Raw genomic sequence first — 22157 nt, forward strand, 5'->3', positions numbered from 1 at the left:
TGCATCAAAAATAAAGATAATATGGGACATCATAGTTGTACATGTTGCTGTGCGCATGACAATGCACAGCCAAAGAATACACCGGGAAATACCGGTTTCTTAAAGGAGTACCGGAGAATCCTGCTTTCAGCCCTTCTGCTCTTTGGCGGAATAGCCATGAAAGCGATGAATATAAGCTTCTTCTCGGACGATACCGTCGTACTTGTCTGGTATCTGCTGGCATATCTGCCCGTAGGGTTACCCGTACTGAAAGAGGCATGGGAAAGTATTCTGCGGAAAGATGTTTTCAGTGAATTTACACTGATGTCTATCGCTACGTTAGGGGCTTTCTATATTAAGGAATACCCGGAAGGCGTGGCAGTAATGCTGTTCTATTCATTGGGGGAATTATTTCAGGACAAAGCGGTAAGCAGAGCCAAGCGGAATATCAGCGCATTGCTTGATGTACGCCCGGAAAAGGCAACGGTTATCAGGGATAATGAGGCCGTTACCGAATCTCCCCGCAATGTACAGGTGGGTGACATTATCGAAGTGAAACCCGGGGAACGTGTTCCGCTGGACGGAACAATGCTGGGCGAATCGGCCGCATTCAACACCTCCGCCCTTACGGGCGAAAGCGTGCCCCGCACGATACGAAAAGGCGAAGAAGTACTCGCCGGAATGATTGCCACAGATAAGGTTATCAGGGTGGAAGTGACGAAGCCCTTTGAGAAGAGCGCTTTGTCGCGCATACTGGAGCTGGTGCAGAACGCGTCCGAACGCAAAGCGCCCGCCGAGCTGTTCATACGCAAGTTCGCCCGCATCTATACGCCGATTGTAACCGGGCTGGCGGTGTTGATAGTGCTGCTGCCTTTCCTCTATTCATTGGCAAACATGCAGTTCATATTCACCTTTGACGACTGGCTGTACCGGGCACTTGTATTTCTGGTCATTTCATGTCCTTGCGCTCTGGTAGTCAGCATTCCTTTGGGATACTTCGGCGGTATCGGCGCCACATCCCGCTTGGGTGTATTGTTCAAAGGCGGTAATTACCTGGATGCCATTACCAAAGTCAATACGGTAGTCTTCGACAAGACGGGCACGCTGACCAAAGGAACGTTTGAAGTACAGTCCTGCCGCACACAACACGGCGTATCCGAAGAAAAGCTGATACAAATCATCGCTTCCGCGGAGCGCAACAGCACACACCCCATAGCCAAGGCTATTACCGGCTACACGGAGCAAAGGCGGATATCCTTTGTTCCCACTGCGGAAGTCACGGAAATTGCAGGTCACGGTCTTGAAACAAAGATAGACGGACAGCGCATACTGGTAGGTAACGCCCGCCTATTATCCAAATATAACGTGGAATATCCGCAGGAATTATCCAAGATTGCCGATACGGTGGTAGTCTGCGCCATCGATTCTGCCTATGCGGGTTACCTGCTGTTATCCGATACGCTGAAAGAAGACGCCCGCAAAGCCATAGAGGATTTGAAAGCTTTAAATATCAATAATATTCAGATATTATCGGGAGATAAACAAGCGATTGTCACTAACTTTGCAGAAAAGCTGGGAGTAACACAGGCTTATGGCGACTTACTGCCCGACGGCAAAGTGGAGCACATAGAGGAACTTCGGCAGAATGACGGTAATCGGATAGCTTTTGTAGGCGACGGCATCAATGACGCTCCCGTCCTCGCCTTCAGCCATGTGGGAATCGCAATGGGCGGATTGGGCAGCGACGCCGCCATTGAAACGGCCGATGTCGTAATCCAGACCGACCAGCCCTCCAAAGTAGCTACTGCGATTCGTGCCGGTAAGCAGACGCGCCGGATTGTCTGGCAGAACATTTCGCTGGCTTTCGGGGTTAAACTGTTAGTACTGATTTTAGGTGCCGGCGGATTGGCTACACTGTGGGAAGCCGTTTTTGCAGATGTCGGCGTGGCTCTTATCGCCATAGTAAACGCTATCCGCATACAGAAACTGATAAAATAGAAAGGCAGAATCTTATGAAAGAAAAGGATTATTTAGACCTGTTGGAAAAGAGAGAGATACAACCTACCGCCATACGCATATTAGTGTTGCAGGCCATGCTAAAGGCAGGCCGCTCCGTCTCTTTACTCGATTTGGAAAATATGCTGGATACGGTTGATAAATCTTCTATCTTCCGCACCATCACTCTTTTCCTTTCTCATCACCTGATACACAGCATTGACGACGGGTCGGGGTCGTTTAAATATGCGGTATGCAGCGCCGGCTGTTCTTGCGAAGTCAATGATTTGCACACTCATTTTCATTGCGAAGAATGCAACAAAACATTCTGCTTCCAGAATATCCCTACGCCGGTAGTACAGGTGCCGAAAGGATTTACGCTGAGCAGTATCAACTATGTATTGAAAGGGCTTTGCCCGGAATGCGCGGCAAAGGCAACTCCCAAAGAATAAAGAACTCCCCCAATTAGTTTTATGAAACTAATTGGGGGAGTCGTTTTTCCAATCTCCTGTCTTTCAACATCAAGAGTGGAGCTGGAGGGAATCGAACCCTCGTCCAAACGAGGAAATCATAAGCTTTCTACATGCTTATCTTTGCCTAAGTTTTCGTGCAACGGCAGAACCAAAGCCATCAACCGTTGCCTTATCCTCTAAAGTTTCATCCATGCCGCGAGGCCGACACGAACTATCCCCGATTTGACTGCACCACTTGACCGGAATGCTTCGGAGCAACAGCTTCCGAGTGATGTCCCGTCCCGACACCTTGTATCGGGATTAAGCTAATCTACTATACTTCGATTAAGCAGCAAGAGCAAATTGTCTTTCGCCAGATAAAATTTTGAAGACTGAGATTTAAGTGCAAATCAACGACGCACTGCATGCTTACTTACCATTTCTGCCCGCTGTCAAATCCAGTCAACCCCGGATATTTATAACTTGCAGAAGTTATGTGGGCGCAAAGATACAAATTATTTTCCTTATTATGATTCTTATCCGGCAAATTTATACCTTAGTTAACAGCTTACTCAAACCGGAAAGCTGCCGCACACGCATATCCCTCTTCATAAAGAGCAGTCAGTTTGTTTATATCTCTTTCGATGCGGTCTACCACTATCGGCTTTTGCGGGCGTATAACGGTAATCTCCCCCGCATCTTCCAGCCGTTCCACCAATTCCAGCTGCTCATTGTAGACACTGCTGCGCCGATTGATTGCCTCACGCAAATGAGGATATTTCTTATAAATAAAAGGCGGAACTTTAGTCCCTTGAATATCCTTACGGTAGCCCCGGTTACGTGTCAGCACCACTACATTGCGGTCGTAACCGTCCCGGCGGGCGCGCATCAAAGGAATACTGTCCACAATGCCGCCATCCAGCATCGGGATATCATCCACATAGGTAATGGGGCAAACAAAAGGCAGACTGCTCGAAGCGCGGACAATATCAATGACCCGTTCCTTATTCCGTTTTTCCTCAAAGTAATTGGCTTCCCCCGTCAGGCAGTTGGTCGTTACCATGACAAAACGTTCCGGGCGACGGAAATACGCATCATAATCGTACGGCAGGATATGTTCGGGAAACTCCCTGAACAGCAAGTCGAAATCCATGATATTGCGCTTTTTCAGCAGATACTTCAGTCCGATATAATTATATTTCTCCAACAGGTCTATATTGCTATACTTGGCACGTCCCCGCTGCCCCGACATATACGACAGTCCATTACATGCGCCTGCACTGACGCCAATCGTATAAGGAAAGCGGATACCCCGGTCCATAAAATTATCCAACACGCCGCAAGTAAAGACGCCGCGCATGCCGCCACCCTCAAGAACCAGGCCGCTTTGATTGTCCATACGTACTATTTTCTCCATAAGTGTCAGAATTAACGTGCCAAAGATAGCTTTTGTTTACGATATTCTACCTATATTTGCGGCTACAACTATAAATTAATAACAATTTAATCATGATGAAAAAGTCTATACTGATCGCTGCCTTAGGACTGTTCAGTCTGAATACAATGGCACAGGACACCCCGAAAGAAGAGGGATTCGTCTTTACTACCGTAAAAGAAAACCCGATTACATCCATCAAGAACCAGAACCGTGCCGGCACATGCTGGTGCTATTCCGGACTGGCGTTCATCGAATCCGAGTTGCTCCGTATGGGCAAGGGCGAGTACGACCTGTCAGAAATGTTTATCGTGCACAACACTTACTTAGACCGTGCCGACAAAGCAGTACGCACACACGGCGATATATCTTTCTCGCAAGGCGGTTCGTTCTACGATGTGATATACGGTATGAAAACATTCGGCCTGGTGCCCGAAGAAGAAATGCGTCCGGGAGTGATGTACGGCGATACGCTGAGCAATCATAACGAGCTGACAGCCGTATCCGATGCCGTAGTGGCAGCCATCGCCAAAGGAAATCACCGCAAATTGCAGGCCGACAAAGACAACAACCTGCTTTGGAAGAAAGCCATCGCTTCCATACACGACATCTATTTGGGCGAACGTCCCGAAAAGTTCACCTACAAAGGCAAGGAGTATACCCCGAAGTCCTTTTACGAATCCACGGGCTTGAATGCTGATGATTACATCTCACTCACTTCCTATACTCACCACCCGTTCTACCAGCCGTTCGTTCTGGAAATCCAAGACAACTGGCGCTGGGCTTCTTCCTACAACTTGCCTATCGACGAGCTGATGCAAGTATTCGACAATGCCATCAACAAGGGTTACACCATCGCTTGGGGCAGCGACGTAAGCGAACAGGGTTTCACACGCGACGGTGTGGCCGTTATGCCTGATGCTGAAAAAGTTCAAGAGTTAAGCGGTTCCGACATGGCGCACTGGCTGAAGATGAAACCCGAGGAAAAGAAACTGAACAGCAAGCCGCAACCGCAAAAATGGTGCACGCAGGAAGAACGTCAGTTGGCATACGACAACTGGGAAACGACCGATGACCACGGTATGCTGATTTACGGTATCGCCAAAGACCAAGAGGGCAACGAATATTATATGGTAAAGAATTCTTGGGGACAAGCCGGCACATACAAAGGTTTGTGGTATGCTTCCAAAGCGTTCGTGCGCTACAAAACGATGAACATCATCGTTCATAAGGATGCACTGCCCAAAGACATTGCCAAGAAGCTGGGTATCAAGTAACCTGAAGACCGACAATCGAGACACGTATAGTTTACTATCGTTTACCCAAAACAAATTAAGAGTTTAATAGCAATAAACAGGCAGTTTATTGCTATTAAACTCTTAATTTATCCCCATTAAACCGGGAGTTTATTTCGCCAAAGCTTATCTCCGCTTTTTCTCATCTTACCCTCTTTATATCATCCGCTATCTGCGACGCTGTCAAACGGTTATCCCGCAACAACTCGCTTATGTCATAGCGGTCTGCAAACTCTTTCTTGATACCATAATTCAAGACTTTCATATCCGACGAAGCATAGTAACGGGCAATCTTCTCTCCAAAGCCGCCATCGAGCACACCGTCTTCCAGAGTAACCACCAATGTATGATCGCACTTCAAGTCCTCGAGCAGTTCTTCGTCCACACCCGTAATGAAACGAGGGTTGACAAGCGTTGCATCGATTCCGGTGTCCTCTTTCAGCTTCCTGACTACTTCCTCACCCAATTGATAGAAAGAACCAAGTCCGAGAACGGCAACCTTTTCGCCACGGCGCGACACTTCATAGCGGTTCAGCAGCTTGCCATAATCCTTTTCCGGCTCGATGCCGCGTGAAATAACCCCGTTGGCGGGAACACGGACGGCCACCGGATGCTTCGTCTGGTGAATGCCCCACTCCAACATAGCCAGATACTCCTCACGGCAGGTTGGAGCCAGATAGACCATATTCGGAATATTGCCGATGACCGGAATATCAAAAAGACAAAGGTGAGTGACATCGTTCATGCTCGACGCGCCGCCCCAAAAGACGAGAATCAATGCCGGATTGTTATTAATACACAGGTCTTGCGACAGCTGGTCGTAGGCACGCTGGATGAAAGTACTGTATACACCGAAGACAGGTTTTCCACCACCGGCAGCAATGGCGGAAGCCATGGCAACGGCATGTTCCTCGGCAATGCCCACATCAACAAACTGACGTCCCGCCTCTTCGCGACGCTCCGCCGTAAAGCCGAAAACAGTGGGTGTACCCGCTGTGATACCGACAATGGTACGGTCTCGCTTCATCTCTTGCAGCAGGTAACGTGCCGTAAGGTCGCCATAATCTTCTTCATTACCGAAGTCAACCGACGGGTTACCCGTTTCCAAACTAAACGGAATACTGTAATGGAAACGTTCTTGCTGCTGCTCGGCAAGACGGTAGCCTTTACCTTTAAGGGTATTGATGTGCACCACAACCGGATGGTCGATATCTTTCACTTTTTGGAAAGCGCTTATCAATGCCTGCACATCATTACCGTCTTTTACGTACAGATAGTCCAATCCCATAGCGGTAAAGAAATTGCAAGGCGCCTGCCCGTCGGTATCACGCAACAGTTGCAGGTTACGATACAGTCCGCCATGGTTTTCGGCAATGGACATTTGGTTATCGTTCACAATCACGATGAAGTTCGTACCTAATTCGGCGGCATTGTTCAATCCTTCGAAAGCCTCGCCGCCGCTTAAAGAGCCGTCACCGATTACGGCTATCACATTGCCCGTATCACCTTTCAAATCACGCGCTTTGGCCAGTCCGGTGGCAAGGCTGACGGAAGTCGACGTATGTCCGATGACGAAGAAGTCGTGTTCGCTTTCCGACGGTTCGGTGTAGCCCGACACTTCATCATACTCGGCAGCGTTCATAAATGCCGCCTTACGCCCCGTCAATATCTTGTGCGTATAGCTTTGGTGGGAAACGTCGTAAACAATCTTGTCTATCGGTGAATTGAATACGTAATGCAAGGCAATGGTAGCCTCTACCATACCCAGGTTCGGCCCTACATGACCGCCATGTTCGCTCAGCTTTTTCAGCAATACGCTGCGCACTTCTTCACTCAATGTTTCCAGTTCGCCCGCCGAAAGCCGTTTCACGTCGGCAGGCCCGTTAATCTTTTCTATATACATAGCTTTTATTAAAATATATTGATTTAAAATTATTCTTGATTATCAGGTATCAGAAATATTTCCTGATATATTCAACGCTGCAAAAATACAACGGAAGAAACATTCGGGAAGTAGACGAATTACGGTTTGAATTACCATTTTTACGTTTTGCGTTTTTGCTCAAAATCTTCTCGGATGTGCATTTTTTACTTTGTTTTCTTGTCAAACCCAACTCTTTGCGTAAATTTGCACGCTGATAGTTAACCGGATAATTTCAGTAGCAGGACTCTACTACTCCTATTCCCGGCACTGACATGTAGAAATACTAATACTAATTATTAATAGCATGAGTTTGAAAATTGTTGTATTGGCAAAACAAGTTCCCGACACGCGTAACGTTGGGAAAGATGCCATGAAAGCCGACGGAACCATTAACCGCGCGGCACTCCCTGCCATCTTCAACCCCGAAGACCTGAATGCCCTTGAGCAAGCTCTCCGTTTGAAAGATGAACATCCGGGCTCCACCGTAACCATCCTGACTATGGGACCGGGACGCGCAGCCGAAGTTATTCGTGAAGGACTTTACCGTGGCGCTGACAACGGTTATCTGCTGACCGACCGCGCTTTTGCCGGAGCTGATACACTGGCTACTTCCTATGCCCTTGCCACCGCCATCAAGAAGATTGGCGATTGCGACATCATCATCGGCGGCCGCCAAGCCATCGACGGTGATACGGCTCAAGTAGGTCCGCAGGTAGCGGAAAAATTGGGATTGACGCAGGTGACTTATGCAGAAGAGATTCTGAATGTAGACAAGGCCGCCAAGAAGATTACCGTAAAACGTCATATCGACGGTGGTGTGGAGACGGTAGAAGGTCCGTTGCCCATCGTTATCACCGTCAACGGAAGTGCCGCTCCCTGCCGTCCGCACAATGCCAAACTGGTACAGAAATACAAACGCGCTCTCGGCGCACAGGAGAAAGCCGCCATTGAAAAAGAAGGCGCAGAACTGCCGTACGCAGCCCTTTATGAGAAATATCCTTATCTGAACATCACCGAGTGGAGTGTAGCCGACGTAAACGGCGACCTCGTACAATGCGGTCTGAGCGGTTCTCCTACAAAGGTGAAAACCATTCAGAACATTTCATTCCAAGCCAAAGAAAGCAAGACACTGACAGGCAGCGACCAGGATGTAGAAGATTTGATTGTTGAACTGTTAGCTAACCACACGATAGGATAAGATTATGAATAATGTATTTGTATATTTAGAGATAGAAGGCACTACGGTTGCCGATGTCAGTCTCGAACTCCTGACCAAAGGTCGTAAACTGGCTAATCAGTTGGGCTGCCAGCTGGAAGCTGTTGCCGCCGGAAACAATTTGGCAGGCATTGAAAAGCAAGTATTGCCCTTCGGCGTTGACAAACTACACGTATTCGACGCTCCGGGCTTGTTCCCATACACTTCCCTTCCCCACTCTTCCGTCCTCATCAACCTGTTCAAAGAAGAACAACCGCAAATCTGCCTGATGGGAGCAACCGTTATCGGCCGTGACCTCGGTCCCCGCGTGTCTTCCGCACTGACCAGCGGACTGACCGCCGACTGTACTTCACTCGAAATCGGCAACCATGAAGACAAGAAAGAGGGTAAGACCTACGAAAATCTGTTGTACCAAATCCGTCCCGCATTCGGCGGTAACATCGTAGCAACGATTGTGAACCCCGAACACCGCCCGCAAATGGCGACCGTACGCGAGGGCGTGATGAAGAAAGAGATTCTGGATGCCAACTACAAGGGTGAAATTATCCGTCACGACGTTGCCAAGTATGTCCCCGAAACGGACTATGTAGTGAAGGTTATCGACCGCCACGTAGAAAAAGCCAAACACAATCTGAAAGGCGCCCCCATCGTTATAGCCGGCGGTTACGGCATGGGCAGCCGCGAGAACTTCGATATGCTGTTTGAACTGGCTAAGGAACTTCACGCCGAAGTAGGCGCCAGCCGCGCCGCCGTCGATGCAGGCTATGCCGACCATGACCGTCAGATTGGTCAGACCGGTGTTACCGTCCGTCCGAAACTCTACATCGCTTGCGGCATCAGCGGACAAATCCAGCACATCGCCGGAATGCAAGAGAGCGGTATCATCATCTCCGTCAACAACGACGAAAACGCTCCTATCAACACCATTGCCGATTATGTAATCAACGGTACGGTAGAAGAGGTTATCCCGAAGATGATTAAGTATTACAAACAGAATAGTAAGTAAGAAAACCATGGCTAATTTTTATACAGATATTCCGGAACTCAAGTATCACTTGAACAATCCGATGATGCAGCGTATCTGCGAACTGAAAGAACGCGGCTACGAAGATAAAGACAAGTTCGATTATGCCCCGCAGGACTATGCGGACGCCATCGACTCATACGACAAGGTACTCGAAATCACCGGTGAGATTACGGGTGAGATTATCGCTCCCAATGCCGAAGGCGTGGACGAAGAAGGTCCTCATTGCGCCAACGGCCGTGTGGAGTATGCCAGCGGTACCAAACAGAACCTCGACGCTATGGTGAAAGCCGGCCTCAACGGCATGACCATGCCGCGTCGTTTCGGCGGGCTGAACTTCCCGATTACCCCGTACACCATGTGCGCGGAAATCGTAGCTGCCGCCGATGCCGGTTTCGGCAACATCTGGTCTTTGCAAGACTGTATCGAAACTCTTTACGAGTTCGGTAACGAAGACCAGCACAGCCGTTTCATCCCCCGCATCTGCGCCGGCGAAACCATGTCAATGGACCTGACCGAACCGGATGCCGGTTCCGACCTCCAAAGCGTAATGCTGAAAGCTACTTATGACGAGGCAAACAACTGCTGGCGTCTGAACGGCGTGAAGCGTTTCATCACTAACGGTGATGCCGACCTGCACCTCGTGCTGGCACGTTCGGAAGAGGGAACAAAAGACGGCCGCGGCCTGTCCATGTTCATCTACGACAAGCGCGACGGCGGCGTAAACGTTCGCCGCATCGAAAACAAGTTGGGTATTCACGGTTCTCCTACCTGCGAACTGGTCTATAAGAATGCGAAGTGCGAACTCTGCGGCGACCGCAAACTCGGTTTGATTAAATACGTAATGGCATTGATGAACGGCGCCCGCCTGGGTATCGCCGCCCAGTCCGTAGGTTTGTCACAAGCCGCCTACAACGAAGGTCTGGCTTATGCCAAAGACCGTAAACAATTCGGTAAAGCTATCATCGAGTTCCCCGCCGTATACGATATGCTGGCTATCATGAAAGCCAAATTGGATGCAGGCCGCGCTTTGTTGTACCAAACTTCACGCTACGTAGACATCTACAAGGCATTGGACGATATCGCCCGCGAACGCAAACTGACCCCGGAAGAACGTCAGGAACAAAAGAAATATGCCAAATTGGCCGATTCTTTCACTCCGCTGGCCAAAGGTATGAACTCCGAATATGCCAACCAGAACGCTTACGACAGCATCCAAATTCACGGCGGTTCCGGTTTCATGCTGGAATATGCTTGTCAGCGCATTTATCGTGACGCACGTATCACCAGCATCTACGAAGGTACTACGCAGTTGCAGACGGTAGCCGCTATCCGCTACGTCACCAACGGTTCCTATGCCGCCACCCTGCGCGACTATGAACTGATTCCGTGTAGCGAAGACATGCAACCGCTGTTGGATCGCGTTAAAGAAATGACGAACAAACTCGAGGCTTGTACCAATGCCGTTAAGGAAAGCGGTGACCAGGAATTGCTTGATTTCGTGGCCCGTCGTCTTTACGAAATGGCTGCCGTATGCGTAATGTCCCACTTGCTGATTCAGGATGCTACAAAAGCTCCCGAATTGTTCGCCAAGTCGGCACTGGTATACGTAAACTATGCTGAGTCTGAAATAGAGAAGCATTTCAACTTTATCCGCAAGTTTAAGGCTGAAGAGTTGGAAAGCTATCGCAAGTAAGCGTTTTAACCCTTATATAAAGAACGTTCCACCCCGTTGATACAGGATGGAACGTTTTTTTGTACCGCTGCCGCAGGCGTCAGTCCAAACCTCCCAACAGCCTCAGCTTATTGTGCAATGAATAAATCTCCTGCTGCATACTTTCCATACGTTCCAATAAATGATGAATGGCATCAATACCTTCGATGTTGATAGACAAGTCGTAATACATACGGCTGTAACGCTCTACATCAGGCAGTTGGGAAAACTGCAGACAACGTTCCCCGCCTTCCGTCAAAATATCTATCAAACCGCCTTCCTGCAACATCTCAATGAACGAGGGTTCTATGTGACACTTGTCGCAATACTCACTGATTATAATTAATTCGTTCTGCATAACTCGTTCTCCTTTTTAGTTCATACTTTGAATTTTACGGAACATTTCTTTCTGCTGCTCCGTCAGATTCGTCGGTAACTTTACGGAATAAGTCACAATCAAGTCACCGAACTGACCTTCTTTCTTGTATACCGGAAAGCCCTTTCCTTTCAGACGGACTTTCGTTCCGTTCTGCGTTTCGGGCTTGACTTTCAGTTTCACCTGACCTTCCAATGTATCTACCAACTTTTCACCACCCAGGAGCGCCGTATAGAGGTCGATATCCACATCTACATACAAGTCATCACCCAAGCGTTTGAATGCAGAGTCGTCCGCTATCACGAAAGTAATGTACAGGTCGCCCGCCGGTCCACCGTTGATGCCCTCACCGCCATAGCCTTTCAGTTTAATGACTTGCCCGTTCGCCACACCGGCAGGAATGGTGATACGGACATTCTTGCCGTTCACCGTCAATATCTGCTTATGGGTTTGGGCGGCATCCCGAAGCGACAGATTTAAATCGGCATGGAAGTCCTGCCCGCGAAAGCCGGCATTTGCTCCGCCTCCACCACGTGTACGGTGTCCGAACATCTGTTCAAAGAAGTCTGAAAAGCCGTCTGCACTACTCCCGGAAAACTCCTGTCCATCGGAAGAGTACCAGTATGTACCGCCCCCGTCCGTACCGAAACCGGCACCGCCTTGACCACCGAAGCCCGTACCGCCGAAACCTCCTGCACCGGCCTGCTGCCGTGCCCGCTTCTGAGCTTCAAATTCATCGGCGTGCTTCCAATGTTCACCATATTCATCATATTTCTTTCTTTTCTCAGGATCACTAAGCACTTCATTGGCCTCGTTGATAGCCTGGAACTTGTCTTTGGCAGTAGCGTCATTCGGATTCAAGTCGGGATGATACTTGCGCGCCAACTTACGGAACGCTTTCTTGATGTCATCCTGAGATGCCGTTTTGTCTACTCCAAGGACTTGATAATAATCAATATAAGCCATAGTTTATAAGTTTTGTATTCTAAAATGGATAGAACAAATAACACACCAACATTGTTTTTTAGAAACTAAAATGCGTAAACGAAAATTAAAAATCATTTCATATACATATAAGTAAATGATAAACAATAATTTATTATTACTTACCTACTCCCTTCACACTTTATTTATTCTGAAATTTTGTAAATGACACATAATATCACCTAATTATTTATTCTAAATCTTCCTAAAATTGATAGAAACTGCTTTATTTGTATTGGGATAAAATCTGTTTTTACACAATTCCCCCAACCTTAAATAAAATAAAACCCCTTATGAAAACTTATTATTGGCTCTTAACACTAATTTTTGCAATTGCCGCACTTCCGTGCAAGGCAGACGAGTGGATCAGGATTAACCAACTTGGCTATCTGCCGCAATCTATTAAAGTAGCGGTATTTATGAGTGAAGCGGATACCGACGTAAAAGAATACGCATTGGTTGACGCTTTTACCGGAAAGACAGTACGTACTTTTACTTCACCCAAAGCTACCGGAAAATTAGGTGGCATGAACAGTACCTACCGATTGGATTTCAGCAATTTTCAAGAACCGGGTACCTACTATCTGAAAGCGGGAAAAGCCGTTTCTCCACGCTTTCCTATCAATGCGCAAGTATATAACGGTACGGCCGACTTCCTGCTGAACTACATGCGCCAACAACGCTGCGGTTACAATCCGTTCCTAAAAGACAGTTGCCACGTGCACGACGGTTATATAGTGTACCATCCCACAAAAACCGGACAACACATTGATGTCCGCGGCGGCTGGCATGACGCAACCGATTATCTGCAATATACTACAACCTCTGCCAACGCCATATATCAAATGATGTTTGCCTATCAGGAAAACCCCGAAGCATTTGGCGACGCTTACAATGCAGACGGACTGCCGGGTACAAATGGTATTCCCGATATAGTGGATGAGATAAAATGGGGGCTGGACTGGCTGAATCGCATGAATCCTGCTCCGGGTGAACTGTACAACCAAATAGCCGACGATCGCGACCATGCCGGTATGCGCCTACCCAATAAAGACGAGGTAGACTATGGATACGGACCGGGCAAAGGCCGTCCTGTTTATTTCTGCAGCGGCGAGCCTCAAGTGCGCGGACAATTTATAAATGCCACCACAGGCGTAGCCAGCACAGCCGGTAAATTTGCTTCTTGCTTTGCCCTGGGAGCCAAGATACTGAAAGACTTCTATCCTGAATTTGCCGCCGAAATCGGTGGAAAAGCCGACGCTGCTTATCAAGAAGGCGTAAAGAAGCCCGGAGCATGTCAGACCGCTTCCGTAAAATCACCCTACATCTACGAAGAAGACAACTGGGTAGACGACATGGAGCTCGGAGCCATGGAGCTATACAAAGCTACCGGTAATCCCAAATATCTGTCGCAAGCCCTCGAATACGGACGCCGCGAGCCTGTCACTCCGTGGATGGGCGCCGACAGCGCCCGCCATTATCAATGGTATCCGTTTATGAATATGGGACACTACCATCTGGCTACCGTGGATAATCAGCGTATCAGCAAAGAATTCACCCGCAATATACGTACCGGCATTGAGCGTACATACGAAAAAGCTGTTGAGAACCCTTTCCTGCACGGCATTCCCTACATTTGGTGTTCCAACAACCTGACTACCGCCATGTTGACACAATGCCGTCTGTATCGTGAGACAACCGGTGACGAGACTTATGCCGAAATGGAAGCCGCTCTCCGCGACTGGCTTTTCGGGTGTAATCCGTGGGGAACAAGTATGATTGTAGAATTACCGCTTTACGGTGATTATCCTTCACAGCCCCACTCTTCCCTGCTCAATGCAGGCGTAGGCAATACGACAGGCGGACTGGTAGACGGCCCTGTATACCGCAGTATATTCGAGAGCCTGCGTGGAGTTAACATGACCGGCATTCCCGGTACGCCCGGTCAAGATTACGAACGCTTTCAACCGGACTTGATGGTATATCACGATGCAATCCATGATTATTCCACCAACGAACCTACCATGGACGGAACCGCCTGCCTCACCTATTATCTCTCCGCCATGCAGAAAGAAGGAATGAAGCAAGCCAATATATCGGCAGACAAGAATGTATACGTCAATGGCGGTATCGTGCGTACCGACCCCTCTAAAAAACAAATCAGCCTCGTATTCACAGCAGCCGACAAGGCAGACGGCGCCGACGCCATTATCAGCACTTTGAAAAGACACGGCATCAAAGGCGGTTTCTTCTTTACCGGTGAATTTTACGAGCTTTACCCCGAAGTTGTAAAACGCCTGCTCAACGAAGGGCATCTGGTGGGCAGCCACAGTTACGGACATTTGCTCTATATGCCCTGGGAAAAGCGAGATTCCCTATTGGTGACCCGTGAGGAATTTGAAAAAGATATGATGCAAAGCTATGAAACCATGCGTAAGGCAGGTATCGAATATAAAGATGCCCCTATATATATCCCGCCTTATGAATATTATAACAAGGAAATAGCCGCTTGGGCAAAAAGCATGGGAATACAGGTTATTAACTATACTACCGGTACTATGAGTAATGCAGATTATACTACCCCGGACATGGGGCAGAAGTACCGGAGCAGCAAATTCATCTACAACAAAATAATGGAAGTAGAAAAGAAAGAAGGGCTGAACGGACATTTAATGCTGATACATTTCGGAACAGACGACCGTCGTACCGATAAATTCTACAATGGTTATTTGGATAAACTGATAAAAACGCTGAAACATAAAGGTTATACTTTTGCGCCTGTACTCGAGGCAATTGGCACTAAAACAGATTCAACATTATAAAAAAAGGTTAGTTAAAAGGTTATCAAACAAAGGTATTTAAGGTAAAGTCTAATCGCATTGTTTTCAGCAAACTTTCTCCTCGCCCCCAAGAGAGAGAAAGTTTCAAGTTAAGCCCCTTGCCTGAGAAGGCTCAGGGGCTTTTTACATGACAAAAGATGAATACCGGTTAATGGCAATAACTTCTAATGGCTCGCAACAATTCTTCTATATCCTGTTCCGTAGTATCAAAAGAAGTGACAAAACGTATCTCATTCTCTTCTTCATTCCAGAAATAAAAAAAGTAGTCCTTCAACAAGCTATCAATTACCGGACGAGGCATTGTCAAGAACAATTGGTTACTTTCCATTTTCTGCGTAAAACGCACTTCAGGCAACTCTTTCAATCCGGTATATAAAAGCTCCGCCATTCGATTGGCATGTGAAGCATTCTTCAGCCAAAGGTCATCGGTCAGGTAAGCAGTAAACTGGCAAGACAAATAACGGAGTTTCGATGCAAGCTGCGCCGACTGCTTACGTACAAAATAAGCTTCTTTCTTCAAAGCTGGATTAAAGATAATTACGCTTTCTCCAAGCATCAGCCCGTTCTTCGTTCCACCAAAGCTCAGAATATCGATACCACAATCCGCCGTCAGTTCCTTAAAGCTAAGATTAAGAGCCGCACACGCATTTGCCAGGCGGGCGCCATCCATATGAACGTACATACCGTACCGATGCGCCAACTCCGTTAACGCACGGATTTCATCGGGTTGATAGATAGTACCCAGTTCCGTACATTGTGAGATATAGAAAGCTCCCGGCTGCGAATGATGCTGCTCGCCAAAATGACAAAGATAAGGACGTACCAACTCCGGAGTCAGCTTTCCGTCGGGAGTGGCAACCGGACGTATCTGACAGCCTGTCATGCGGGCCGGAGAACCACACTCGTCTACATAAATATGCGCAGTTTCCGCACATATATCGAATTATAGGAACGTGTACACAACTGCAGGGCAACAGCATTACTACCGGTTCCATTGAATACAAACAGCGGTTCGCAATCGGGAGTAAAGGCCTCTCTGATTTTCCGAACAGCTTCTTCTGTCCAGGCATCATCACCATAACCTACTGCGTGGTCTTGATTAGCCTGGTTCAAGGCTTCCATCACCAAAGGATGCACACCCGAATTATTATCTGAAGCAAAACTTCTCATAGTCGTTTCTATTATCAGTATTAAAAGAATATGCAAAGGAAACAATATTTCCCCAACATGAAAAAACAAAGAGGTGCAGATTTCACAATCCACGGTAATCTTTCCGTTTTGCGAAACCGCACCTCAAAAAAGCTTGATTCAATCGGCTTTCTATTTATCCGATATACACGTTTACTCCCAATGAAATGTAGAGCTCATCTTCTTCTTGGGAAAGTACAATCTTGTCTTCACGGGCAAGCCAACCGATAGCCGCCCCCAATTCCTTGTCTTTCAATCCGGACTTTCTTTTCAGCGCGCCATAACTCCATTTAGCGTAATCACTTAACAACTGCCAAACTTTACCGGCATTCAGTCCAATTTCACTTTTGTTCATTTTACTTTTTCAATTAAAGAGGTTAATAGTTTGTTGTTGGGTTATCTTTATCGGGTATAAAGATATTATTTTCAATTAAAACAACACAGAAAACAAACAAAAGATATGGAAATTAATCACTTTTGTAACAGTTTCGTAATTTTACACGTTTTTGTCGATATAAGTAAAAACAAACGGGTAAAAAAAAGACCGCAATGTCTATCAAAAAGACATCACGGTCAATCTATATGATTAAGAAATCAAGGGAAAACGATATTACATCATTCCGCCCATACCGCCCATTCCGGGAGCGCCCATCGGCATTTCAGGCTTATCTTCTTTCTTTTCAACGATTACACATTCGGTAGTCAGGAACATACCTGCGATAGAAGCTGCGTTTTCAAGAGCTACACGAGTTACCTTAGCAGGGTCTACCACACCGGCAGCATGCAGATTTTCGTAAACATCTGTACGTGCATTGTAACCGAAGTCAGCTTTACCCTCACGAACTTTCTGTACCACAACGGCGCCTTCCTTACCAGCATTGGCAACAATCTGACGCAAAGGCTCTTCGATAGCACGCTTGATGATGTCGATACCTGTTGTTTCGTCAGCATTATCTCCTTGCAGACCTTCCAAAGCGTCCAAAGCACGGATATAAGCTACACCGCCACCGGCAACGATACCTTCTTCGATAGCGGCACGAGTAGCACGAAGAGCATCATCTACACGGTCTTTCTTCTCTTTCATTTCCACTTCGGAAGCAGCGCCTACGTAAAGAACAGCTACACCACCAGACAACTTAGCCAGACGTTCCTGCAACTTTTCTTTGTCATAGTCTGACTTAGTAGAGGCAATCTGAGCTTTGATCTGCTCACAACGTTCTTGGATGTTTTCTTTTGCACCGGCACCGTTTACGATAGTCGTATTATCTTTAGAAACAGTCACCTTGTCGGCAGTACCCAACATTTCGATAGTAGCCTGTTCCAGCTTCAAACCTTTTTCTTCACTGATTACAACACCACCCGTCAATACGGCAATGTCTTCCAACATTTCCTTGCGACGGTCACCGAAGCCCGGAGCCTTCACGGCGCATATCTTCAACTGAGAACGCAGACGGTTAACAACCAGTGTAGTCAACGCTTCGCTATCTACATCTTCTGCAATTACCAACAGCGGACGGCCAGTTTGTACAGCAGGTTCAAGGATAGGTAAGAAATCTTTCAGGTTAGAAATCTTCTTATCATAAATCAGGATGTACGGTTTTTCCATTTCGCATTCCATCTTTTCAGTATTGGTAACGAAATAAGCAGAAAGATAACCGCGATCGAACTGCATACCTTCTACTACACCGATAGTAGTATCCGTACCCTTAGCCTCTTCGATAGTGATAACACCATCTTTAGAAACCTTGCGCATAGCATCTGCGATCAATTTACCGATAACCGGGTCATTGTTGGCAGATACAGAAGCGACTTGTTCGATTTTATCATAGTTGTCACCGACTTTCTCTGACTGACTCTTGATAGATTCTACCACTTTGGCAACAGCCTTGTCAATACCGCGTTTAATATCCATCGGGCTTGCACCGGCAGTTACGTTCTTCAAGCCTTCGGCTACAATGGCCTGAGCCAACACAGTAGCAGTAGTCGTACCGTCACCTGCGTCATCACCTGTCTTAGAAGCGACTTCCTTAACCAATTGCGCACCGGTATTCTGATAAGCATCAGCCAATTCCACTTCTTTGGCAACCGTTACACCGTCTTTTGTGATGTGGGGAGCACCGAATTTCTTTTCGATGATTACATTACGACCTTTGGGGCCGAGAGTTACTTTTACTGCATTTGCCAGTGTATCGATACCTTTCTTTAATTGGTCACGGGCATCGATATTGAATAATATTTCTTTTGCCATAATGTCTTTACTTTTTTCAGGTTTACTATTTTATAAATTTATTATCCCAATACAGCGAGTACGTCACTTTGACGCATGATGAGGTATTTGGTTCCTTCAACTTCCAGTTCCGTACCGGCATACTTGCCATACAGCACTGTATCACCAACCTTCAACACCATTTCTTCGTCCTTTGTTCCGTTGCCTACTGCTATAACTTCACCTTTCAAAGGTTTTTCTTTTGCCGTATCAGGAATAATGATACCGCCAATTGTCTTTTCTTCTGCAGGTGCAGGGAGTATCAGCACTCTGTCTGCTAATGGTTTAATGTTCATAGTTCTTTTGTTTTATATGTTATACATTTATTATAATAGTAATATTGCTTTATATAAGCGATAAAGGACTTACGAAAACCGTGCCAAAAGGCAAAGCTGTTCGTTTGGCAGATTAAGGCTGACAAAATGGCAAAGAATAAAGCAGGAATTGCTATATTTGCAGCCTCAAAAAGAAATAATTCCTTATGAACGCAATATGGATTGTCCTGCCCATTCTGACACTATTAATGTTCGAACTGGGGCTTACATTACGCATAGAAGACTTTAAGCTGTTCCGCCAACGTCCCCGCCCCATCATCGCCGGACTGATAGGGCAAATACTGTTCTTGCCGGTACTGGCATTCATGTTAGGGTACGCATTCCGGTTGGAACCTTTATTCTTCATAGGAATTATGCTGATTGCCTGTTCTCCCGGCGGAAGCTCATCCAATATATTTTCAATGATAGCTAAAGGAGATGTAGCCTTATCCGTATCGCTGACTGCGCTCAGCAGCATTATTACGCTGTTTACAATTCCCGTCGTCATGGAATTTTCCACTCACCTCATCGGAAACCATCTGAATATCGATATAAACTTACCGGTCGGAAGCCTCATCGTGCAAAACCTTCTGTTGATGCTTCTCCCTATTATTACAGGTGTTTTGGTAAAAAGATATTGTCCGCAAAAAGCCGAAAGCATTCATAAAGTTCTTTCTAGAACCGCCTTTCCCGCATTAATCCTGCTGGCTACGATTTTCTTCATACAACATCACGCCACTATCATGACCCAATTCGGTAAATTGGGATTGTGCATCTCGGTGCTCATTTTGCTTGCAATGGGTGGCGGCGTTTTACTGTCTAAATCCATGCGCCTGAACCAAAAAGAACAACGCACCCTCATCATCGAAATAGGCATGCAGAATGCCGCCCAAGCTATTGCCGTAGCAAGCAGCCCCTTTGTTTTCAATAACGGCATAATAGCCATACCGGCCATTATTTACGCATTGATGATGAATGTTATTTTACTGGGATATGTAGGGATAGTAAAGCGGAAATAGCGATTGTTCCGAGTTACTATCCCTATAATTATAATCAATCATTCAGCCATTTTATCCATTATCCGCAATGGAAATATTTCTCCACCAGCTTCAGCATCTCTTCCGGACTATTCTGAACTTCACTACGCAAAGTCTTGTCCTCATAAGAGCGTAACTTAGTAATGATTCCGTCAATCATAGCGGGACTGAAAACATTGTATTTCTCGAAAGCCGCACGCTGTCTTTCCAGACAGTCGGCAGAAGCGGCGCAACTATCGGGTAGCTGAGCCAGTTGCTTCAGTTTATCTTCATTTTCTTTCTTGTGTATATTTACATTCACATAAGTCCTATCCGCAACTTCCAAAGCATCCGGCATTTCAAAACCGCGACGGCAAGCTACCGCCAAGCCTGCAATCAGTTGATACAAATCGGCTGAGCCGTCCGGTGAACGCATCTCCACCGTCTGTTTTTGGGTGGTATCATAATTACTCGGCGCTTCCAGCGGATTGGCAAGCATGCACATATCAGTCTTAGCCGACCAGCCCAATGGGACACGCACCAATACGGAACGGTTGCGGTCGCCCCAGCAAATATTGGTAGGCGCTTCCTGATGAGGTACAAGACGGAAATAGGAAGTAGGGTTCGTATTACCGAATGCAGTAATGGAAGGAGCCAATTCCATCATGCCTGCGATGGCCTTGCGAGCCGTTTCGGAAAGTACGCCGTCTTTCAACATCTGGTTCTTTCCGTCTTTCATGATACGCATGTGGATATGTAATCCGGAACCGGCCTTTCCGGCCGTTATTTTCGGAGCAAAAGTAAGGTCGAATCCATATTGATAAGCAAGGTTGCGGATAATCCATTTCGCAATCATCAGTTGATCGGCCGCCTGATCGGCACGTACCGGCAGAAATTCGATTTCGTTCTGCTCGTATATCTTACCGTCAAGGGTGAAATTACCCACTTCGGAATGTCCGTACTTAATCTGTCCGCCGGCTTGTGCGATATAAGCCATGCATTCGGTACGGAATTCGTTGAATTTGGCATAAGGAGCCGACTCGTGATAACCACGTTGGTCGGTAGCCGGGAACATCCCGCTGTCTTCCGAAATAACATAATATTCCAACTCGCCCATAGCCTGAAACTCCATGCCCGTTACTTCCGTAAATGCCCGGCAAGCCTTGCGCAAGGTATGTTCCGGTGAGCTCTCCAACGGCTCGCCGTCTTTATTGAAGAACGAACAAAGCATGGAAAGCGTAGGCTGCTCGGCAAAAGGATCCGCAAACGCCGTACAGAAACGGGGTACCACATATAAATCACTGCTGCCTGCTTCAATGAAAGGAAACAAACTGGAGCCGTCTACACGTTCCCCGCACGTAAGTATCGCATCGAGATAAGCGGCATCATTAATAACAAAATTCAGAGTTTTCAGCCGTCCGTCGGCAGCAGGATACATGAAGTTCACCATTGTGATTTCATTCTCCTTTATATAAGATACTATGTCGGCTTTTGTAAATTCGGAAGCCGGCTTTTGAAGTTTAGCCACCAACGGATTGGCATGCATTGAGAAATCTTGATTCATGATTTTGGTTGTTTTTTAATTTATGATATGGTTAACAAACTCCGTTCGTGCTGAAATTTTGAGACATTAATTTACAAATATACAAAAAGACAACCAACCGCAATGGGATTAGCTGCCTTTATTTATTCTCAATATGGGTAAATACCGCAAAAAGGTAATAACGTCTCAACAAAACTATAAGTTAATATCATAACCCATACGATATTAACATCATACATATCATGATGTTAACTTGTCACATCGCACTTGGTTAACATCATCGGTACAATCAAGTTAACTTCCTATAAGACTTATCGATGAAGTATCATTCCAATAAATTCTCAATGGAATAGTTTTCCCAAAAAGTCCTGGTAGAGTGCACCAGCGAACTTCCCATATAAAGCAAAAACAACACCGCTATGACAATCATCAAAAAACTGACGAGAGCATTGTGCTTTTCTTGTTTAAATTGAACGGAAACCATACAAACCTCCTATTTTATTGTCACTGCAAAGGTAAAAGCCCGATATTACATTTCTGCAACACCTTCTTTACAAATATACAAAAAAGGAGCGCATTTGTGCTCCTTTTTAATA

16 protein-coding genes, 1 other RNA gene and 1 pseudogene are annotated in these 22157 nt (G+C 46.7%); 8 read left to right on the forward strand and 10 right to left on the reverse strand.

All coding sequences use genetic code 11. The annotated features are described in order from the left end of the window. The first annotated feature begins 21 nt into the window (after positions 1-21). Both BUB52_RS07140 and BUB52_RS07145 read left to right on the forward strand, forming a co-directional pair. Complete coding sequence (locus tag BUB52_RS07140; RefSeq protein ID WP_009121275.1) at positions 22-1977, forward strand: heavy metal translocating P-type ATPase; 1956 nt, start codon at positions 22-24, stop codon at positions 1975-1977. A gap of 14 nt (positions 1978-1991) precedes the next feature. Further along, positions 1992-2426 (forward strand): Fur family transcriptional regulator, encoded by a 435-nt coding sequence (locus tag BUB52_RS07145; RefSeq protein ID WP_009121274.1) that lies wholly within the window; start codon positions 1992-1994, stop codon positions 2424-2426. Positions 2427-2499: 73 nt separating this feature from the next. Here BUB52_RS07145 and ssrA read toward each other — a convergent pair. Then, positions 2500-2896, reverse strand: a transfer-messenger RNA (tmRNA) gene (ssrA, locus tag BUB52_RS07150). A 98-nt stretch (positions 2897-2994) separates the two neighbouring features. Then, positions 2995-3843, reverse strand: a complete 849-nt coding sequence (locus BUB52_RS07155) for a patatin-like phospholipase family protein (RefSeq protein ID WP_009121273.1) — start codon at positions 3841-3843, stop codon at positions 2995-2997. Between the two features lie 95 nt (positions 3844-3938). Here BUB52_RS07155 and BUB52_RS07160 point away from each other — a divergent pair, with 95 nt between their 5' ends. Then, positions 3939-5138, forward strand: a complete 1200-nt coding sequence (locus BUB52_RS07160) for a C1 family peptidase (protein ID WP_039950535.1) — start codon at positions 3939-3941, stop codon at positions 5136-5138. A gap of 160 nt (positions 5139-5298) precedes the next feature. Here BUB52_RS07160 and BUB52_RS07165 read toward each other — a convergent pair whose 3' ends face one another. Next, positions 5299-7059 (reverse strand): 1-deoxy-D-xylulose-5-phosphate synthase, encoded by a 1761-nt coding sequence (locus BUB52_RS07165; protein WP_009121271.1) that lies wholly within the window; start codon positions 7057-7059, stop codon positions 5299-5301. Between the two features lie 325 nt (positions 7060-7384). Between BUB52_RS07165 and BUB52_RS07175 the strand changes: the two genes are divergently transcribed. The 3 genes from BUB52_RS07175 to BUB52_RS07185 are packed head-to-tail and all read left to right on the forward strand — an operon-like array spanning position 7385 to position 11016. Further along, a complete protein-coding gene (locus tag BUB52_RS07175) occupies positions 7385-8278 on the forward strand; it encodes an electron transfer flavoprotein subunit beta/FixA family protein (RefSeq protein WP_009121269.1) in 894 nt (297 codons plus the stop codon). Positions 8279-8282: 4 nt separating this feature from the next. Then, positions 8283-9302: an electron transfer flavoprotein subunit alpha/FixB family protein gene (locus BUB52_RS07180; protein ID WP_009121268.1), complete on the forward strand. Its 1020-nt coding sequence runs from the start codon at positions 8283-8285 to the stop codon at positions 9300-9302. 7 nt (positions 9303-9309) lie between these two features. After that, complete coding sequence (locus BUB52_RS07185) at positions 9310-11016, forward strand: acyl-CoA dehydrogenase family protein (protein WP_009121267.1); 1707 nt, start codon at positions 9310-9312, stop codon at positions 11014-11016. 79 nt (positions 11017-11095) lie between these two features. On the opposite strand, the gene BUB52_RS07190 is transcribed toward BUB52_RS07185, so the two are convergent. Then, positions 11096-11392, reverse strand: a complete 297-nt coding sequence (locus BUB52_RS07190; RefSeq protein ID WP_009121266.1) for a chaperone modulator CbpM — start codon at positions 11390-11392, stop codon at positions 11096-11098. 15 nt (positions 11393-11407) lie between these two features. Beyond that, a complete protein-coding gene (locus tag BUB52_RS07195) occupies positions 11408-12376 on the reverse strand; it encodes a DnaJ C-terminal domain-containing protein (protein WP_009121265.1) in 969 nt (322 codons plus the stop codon). A gap of 311 nt (positions 12377-12687) precedes the next feature. Here BUB52_RS07195 and BUB52_RS07200 point away from each other — a divergent pair, with 311 nt between their 5' ends. Beyond that, a complete protein-coding gene (locus BUB52_RS07200) occupies positions 12688-15216 on the forward strand; it encodes a bifunctional glycoside hydrolase family 9 protein/polysaccharide deacetylase (protein WP_009121264.1) in 2529 nt (842 codons plus the stop codon). A 166-nt stretch (positions 15217-15382) separates the two neighbouring features. Here BUB52_RS07200 and BUB52_RS07205 read toward each other — a convergent pair. The 4 genes and pseudogenes from BUB52_RS07205 to BUB52_RS07220 all read right to left on the reverse strand — a co-directional run bounded on the left by BUB52_RS07205 (position 15383) and on the right by BUB52_RS07220 (position 18984). Then, positions 15383-16404 (reverse strand): annotated as a pseudogene (locus tag BUB52_RS07205) (threonine aldolase family protein). A gap of 154 nt (positions 16405-16558) precedes the next feature. After that, on the reverse strand, positions 16559-16777 hold the full coding sequence (locus tag BUB52_RS07210) for a winged helix-turn-helix domain-containing protein (protein ID WP_009121261.1): 219 nt from the start codon (positions 16775-16777) through the stop codon (positions 16559-16561). 255 nt (positions 16778-17032) lie between these two features. After that, a complete protein-coding gene (groL, locus tag BUB52_RS07215) occupies positions 17033-18670 on the reverse strand; it encodes a chaperonin GroEL (protein ID WP_009121260.1) in 1638 nt (545 codons plus the stop codon). A 41-nt stretch (positions 18671-18711) separates the two neighbouring features. Next, the gene (locus BUB52_RS07220) at positions 18712-18984 is read right to left on the reverse strand and encodes a co-chaperone GroES (protein ID WP_004290132.1); all 273 of its coding nucleotides are present in this window, start codon (positions 18982-18984) and stop codon (positions 18712-18714) included. Positions 18985-19169: 185 nt separating this feature from the next. On the opposite strand from BUB52_RS07220, the gene BUB52_RS07225 reads away from it, so the two are divergent. Beyond that, positions 19170-20021, forward strand: coding sequence for a bile acid:sodium symporter family protein (locus BUB52_RS07225; protein WP_009121259.1), 852 nt, complete (start codon positions 19170-19172; stop codon positions 20019-20021). Between the two features lie 58 nt (positions 20022-20079). On the opposite strand, the gene BUB52_RS07230 is transcribed toward BUB52_RS07225, so the two are convergent. After that, the gene (locus BUB52_RS07230; RefSeq protein WP_009121258.1) at positions 20080-21582 is read right to left on the reverse strand and encodes a glutamine synthetase family protein; all 1503 of its coding nucleotides are present in this window, start codon (positions 21580-21582) and stop codon (positions 20080-20082) included. Positions 21583-22157: the final 575 nt, after the last annotated feature.

Source organism: Bacteroides clarus YIT 12056 (assembly GCF_900129655.1).
GTDB lineage: Bacteria > Bacteroidota > Bacteroidia > Bacteroidales > Bacteroidaceae > Bacteroides > Bacteroides clarus.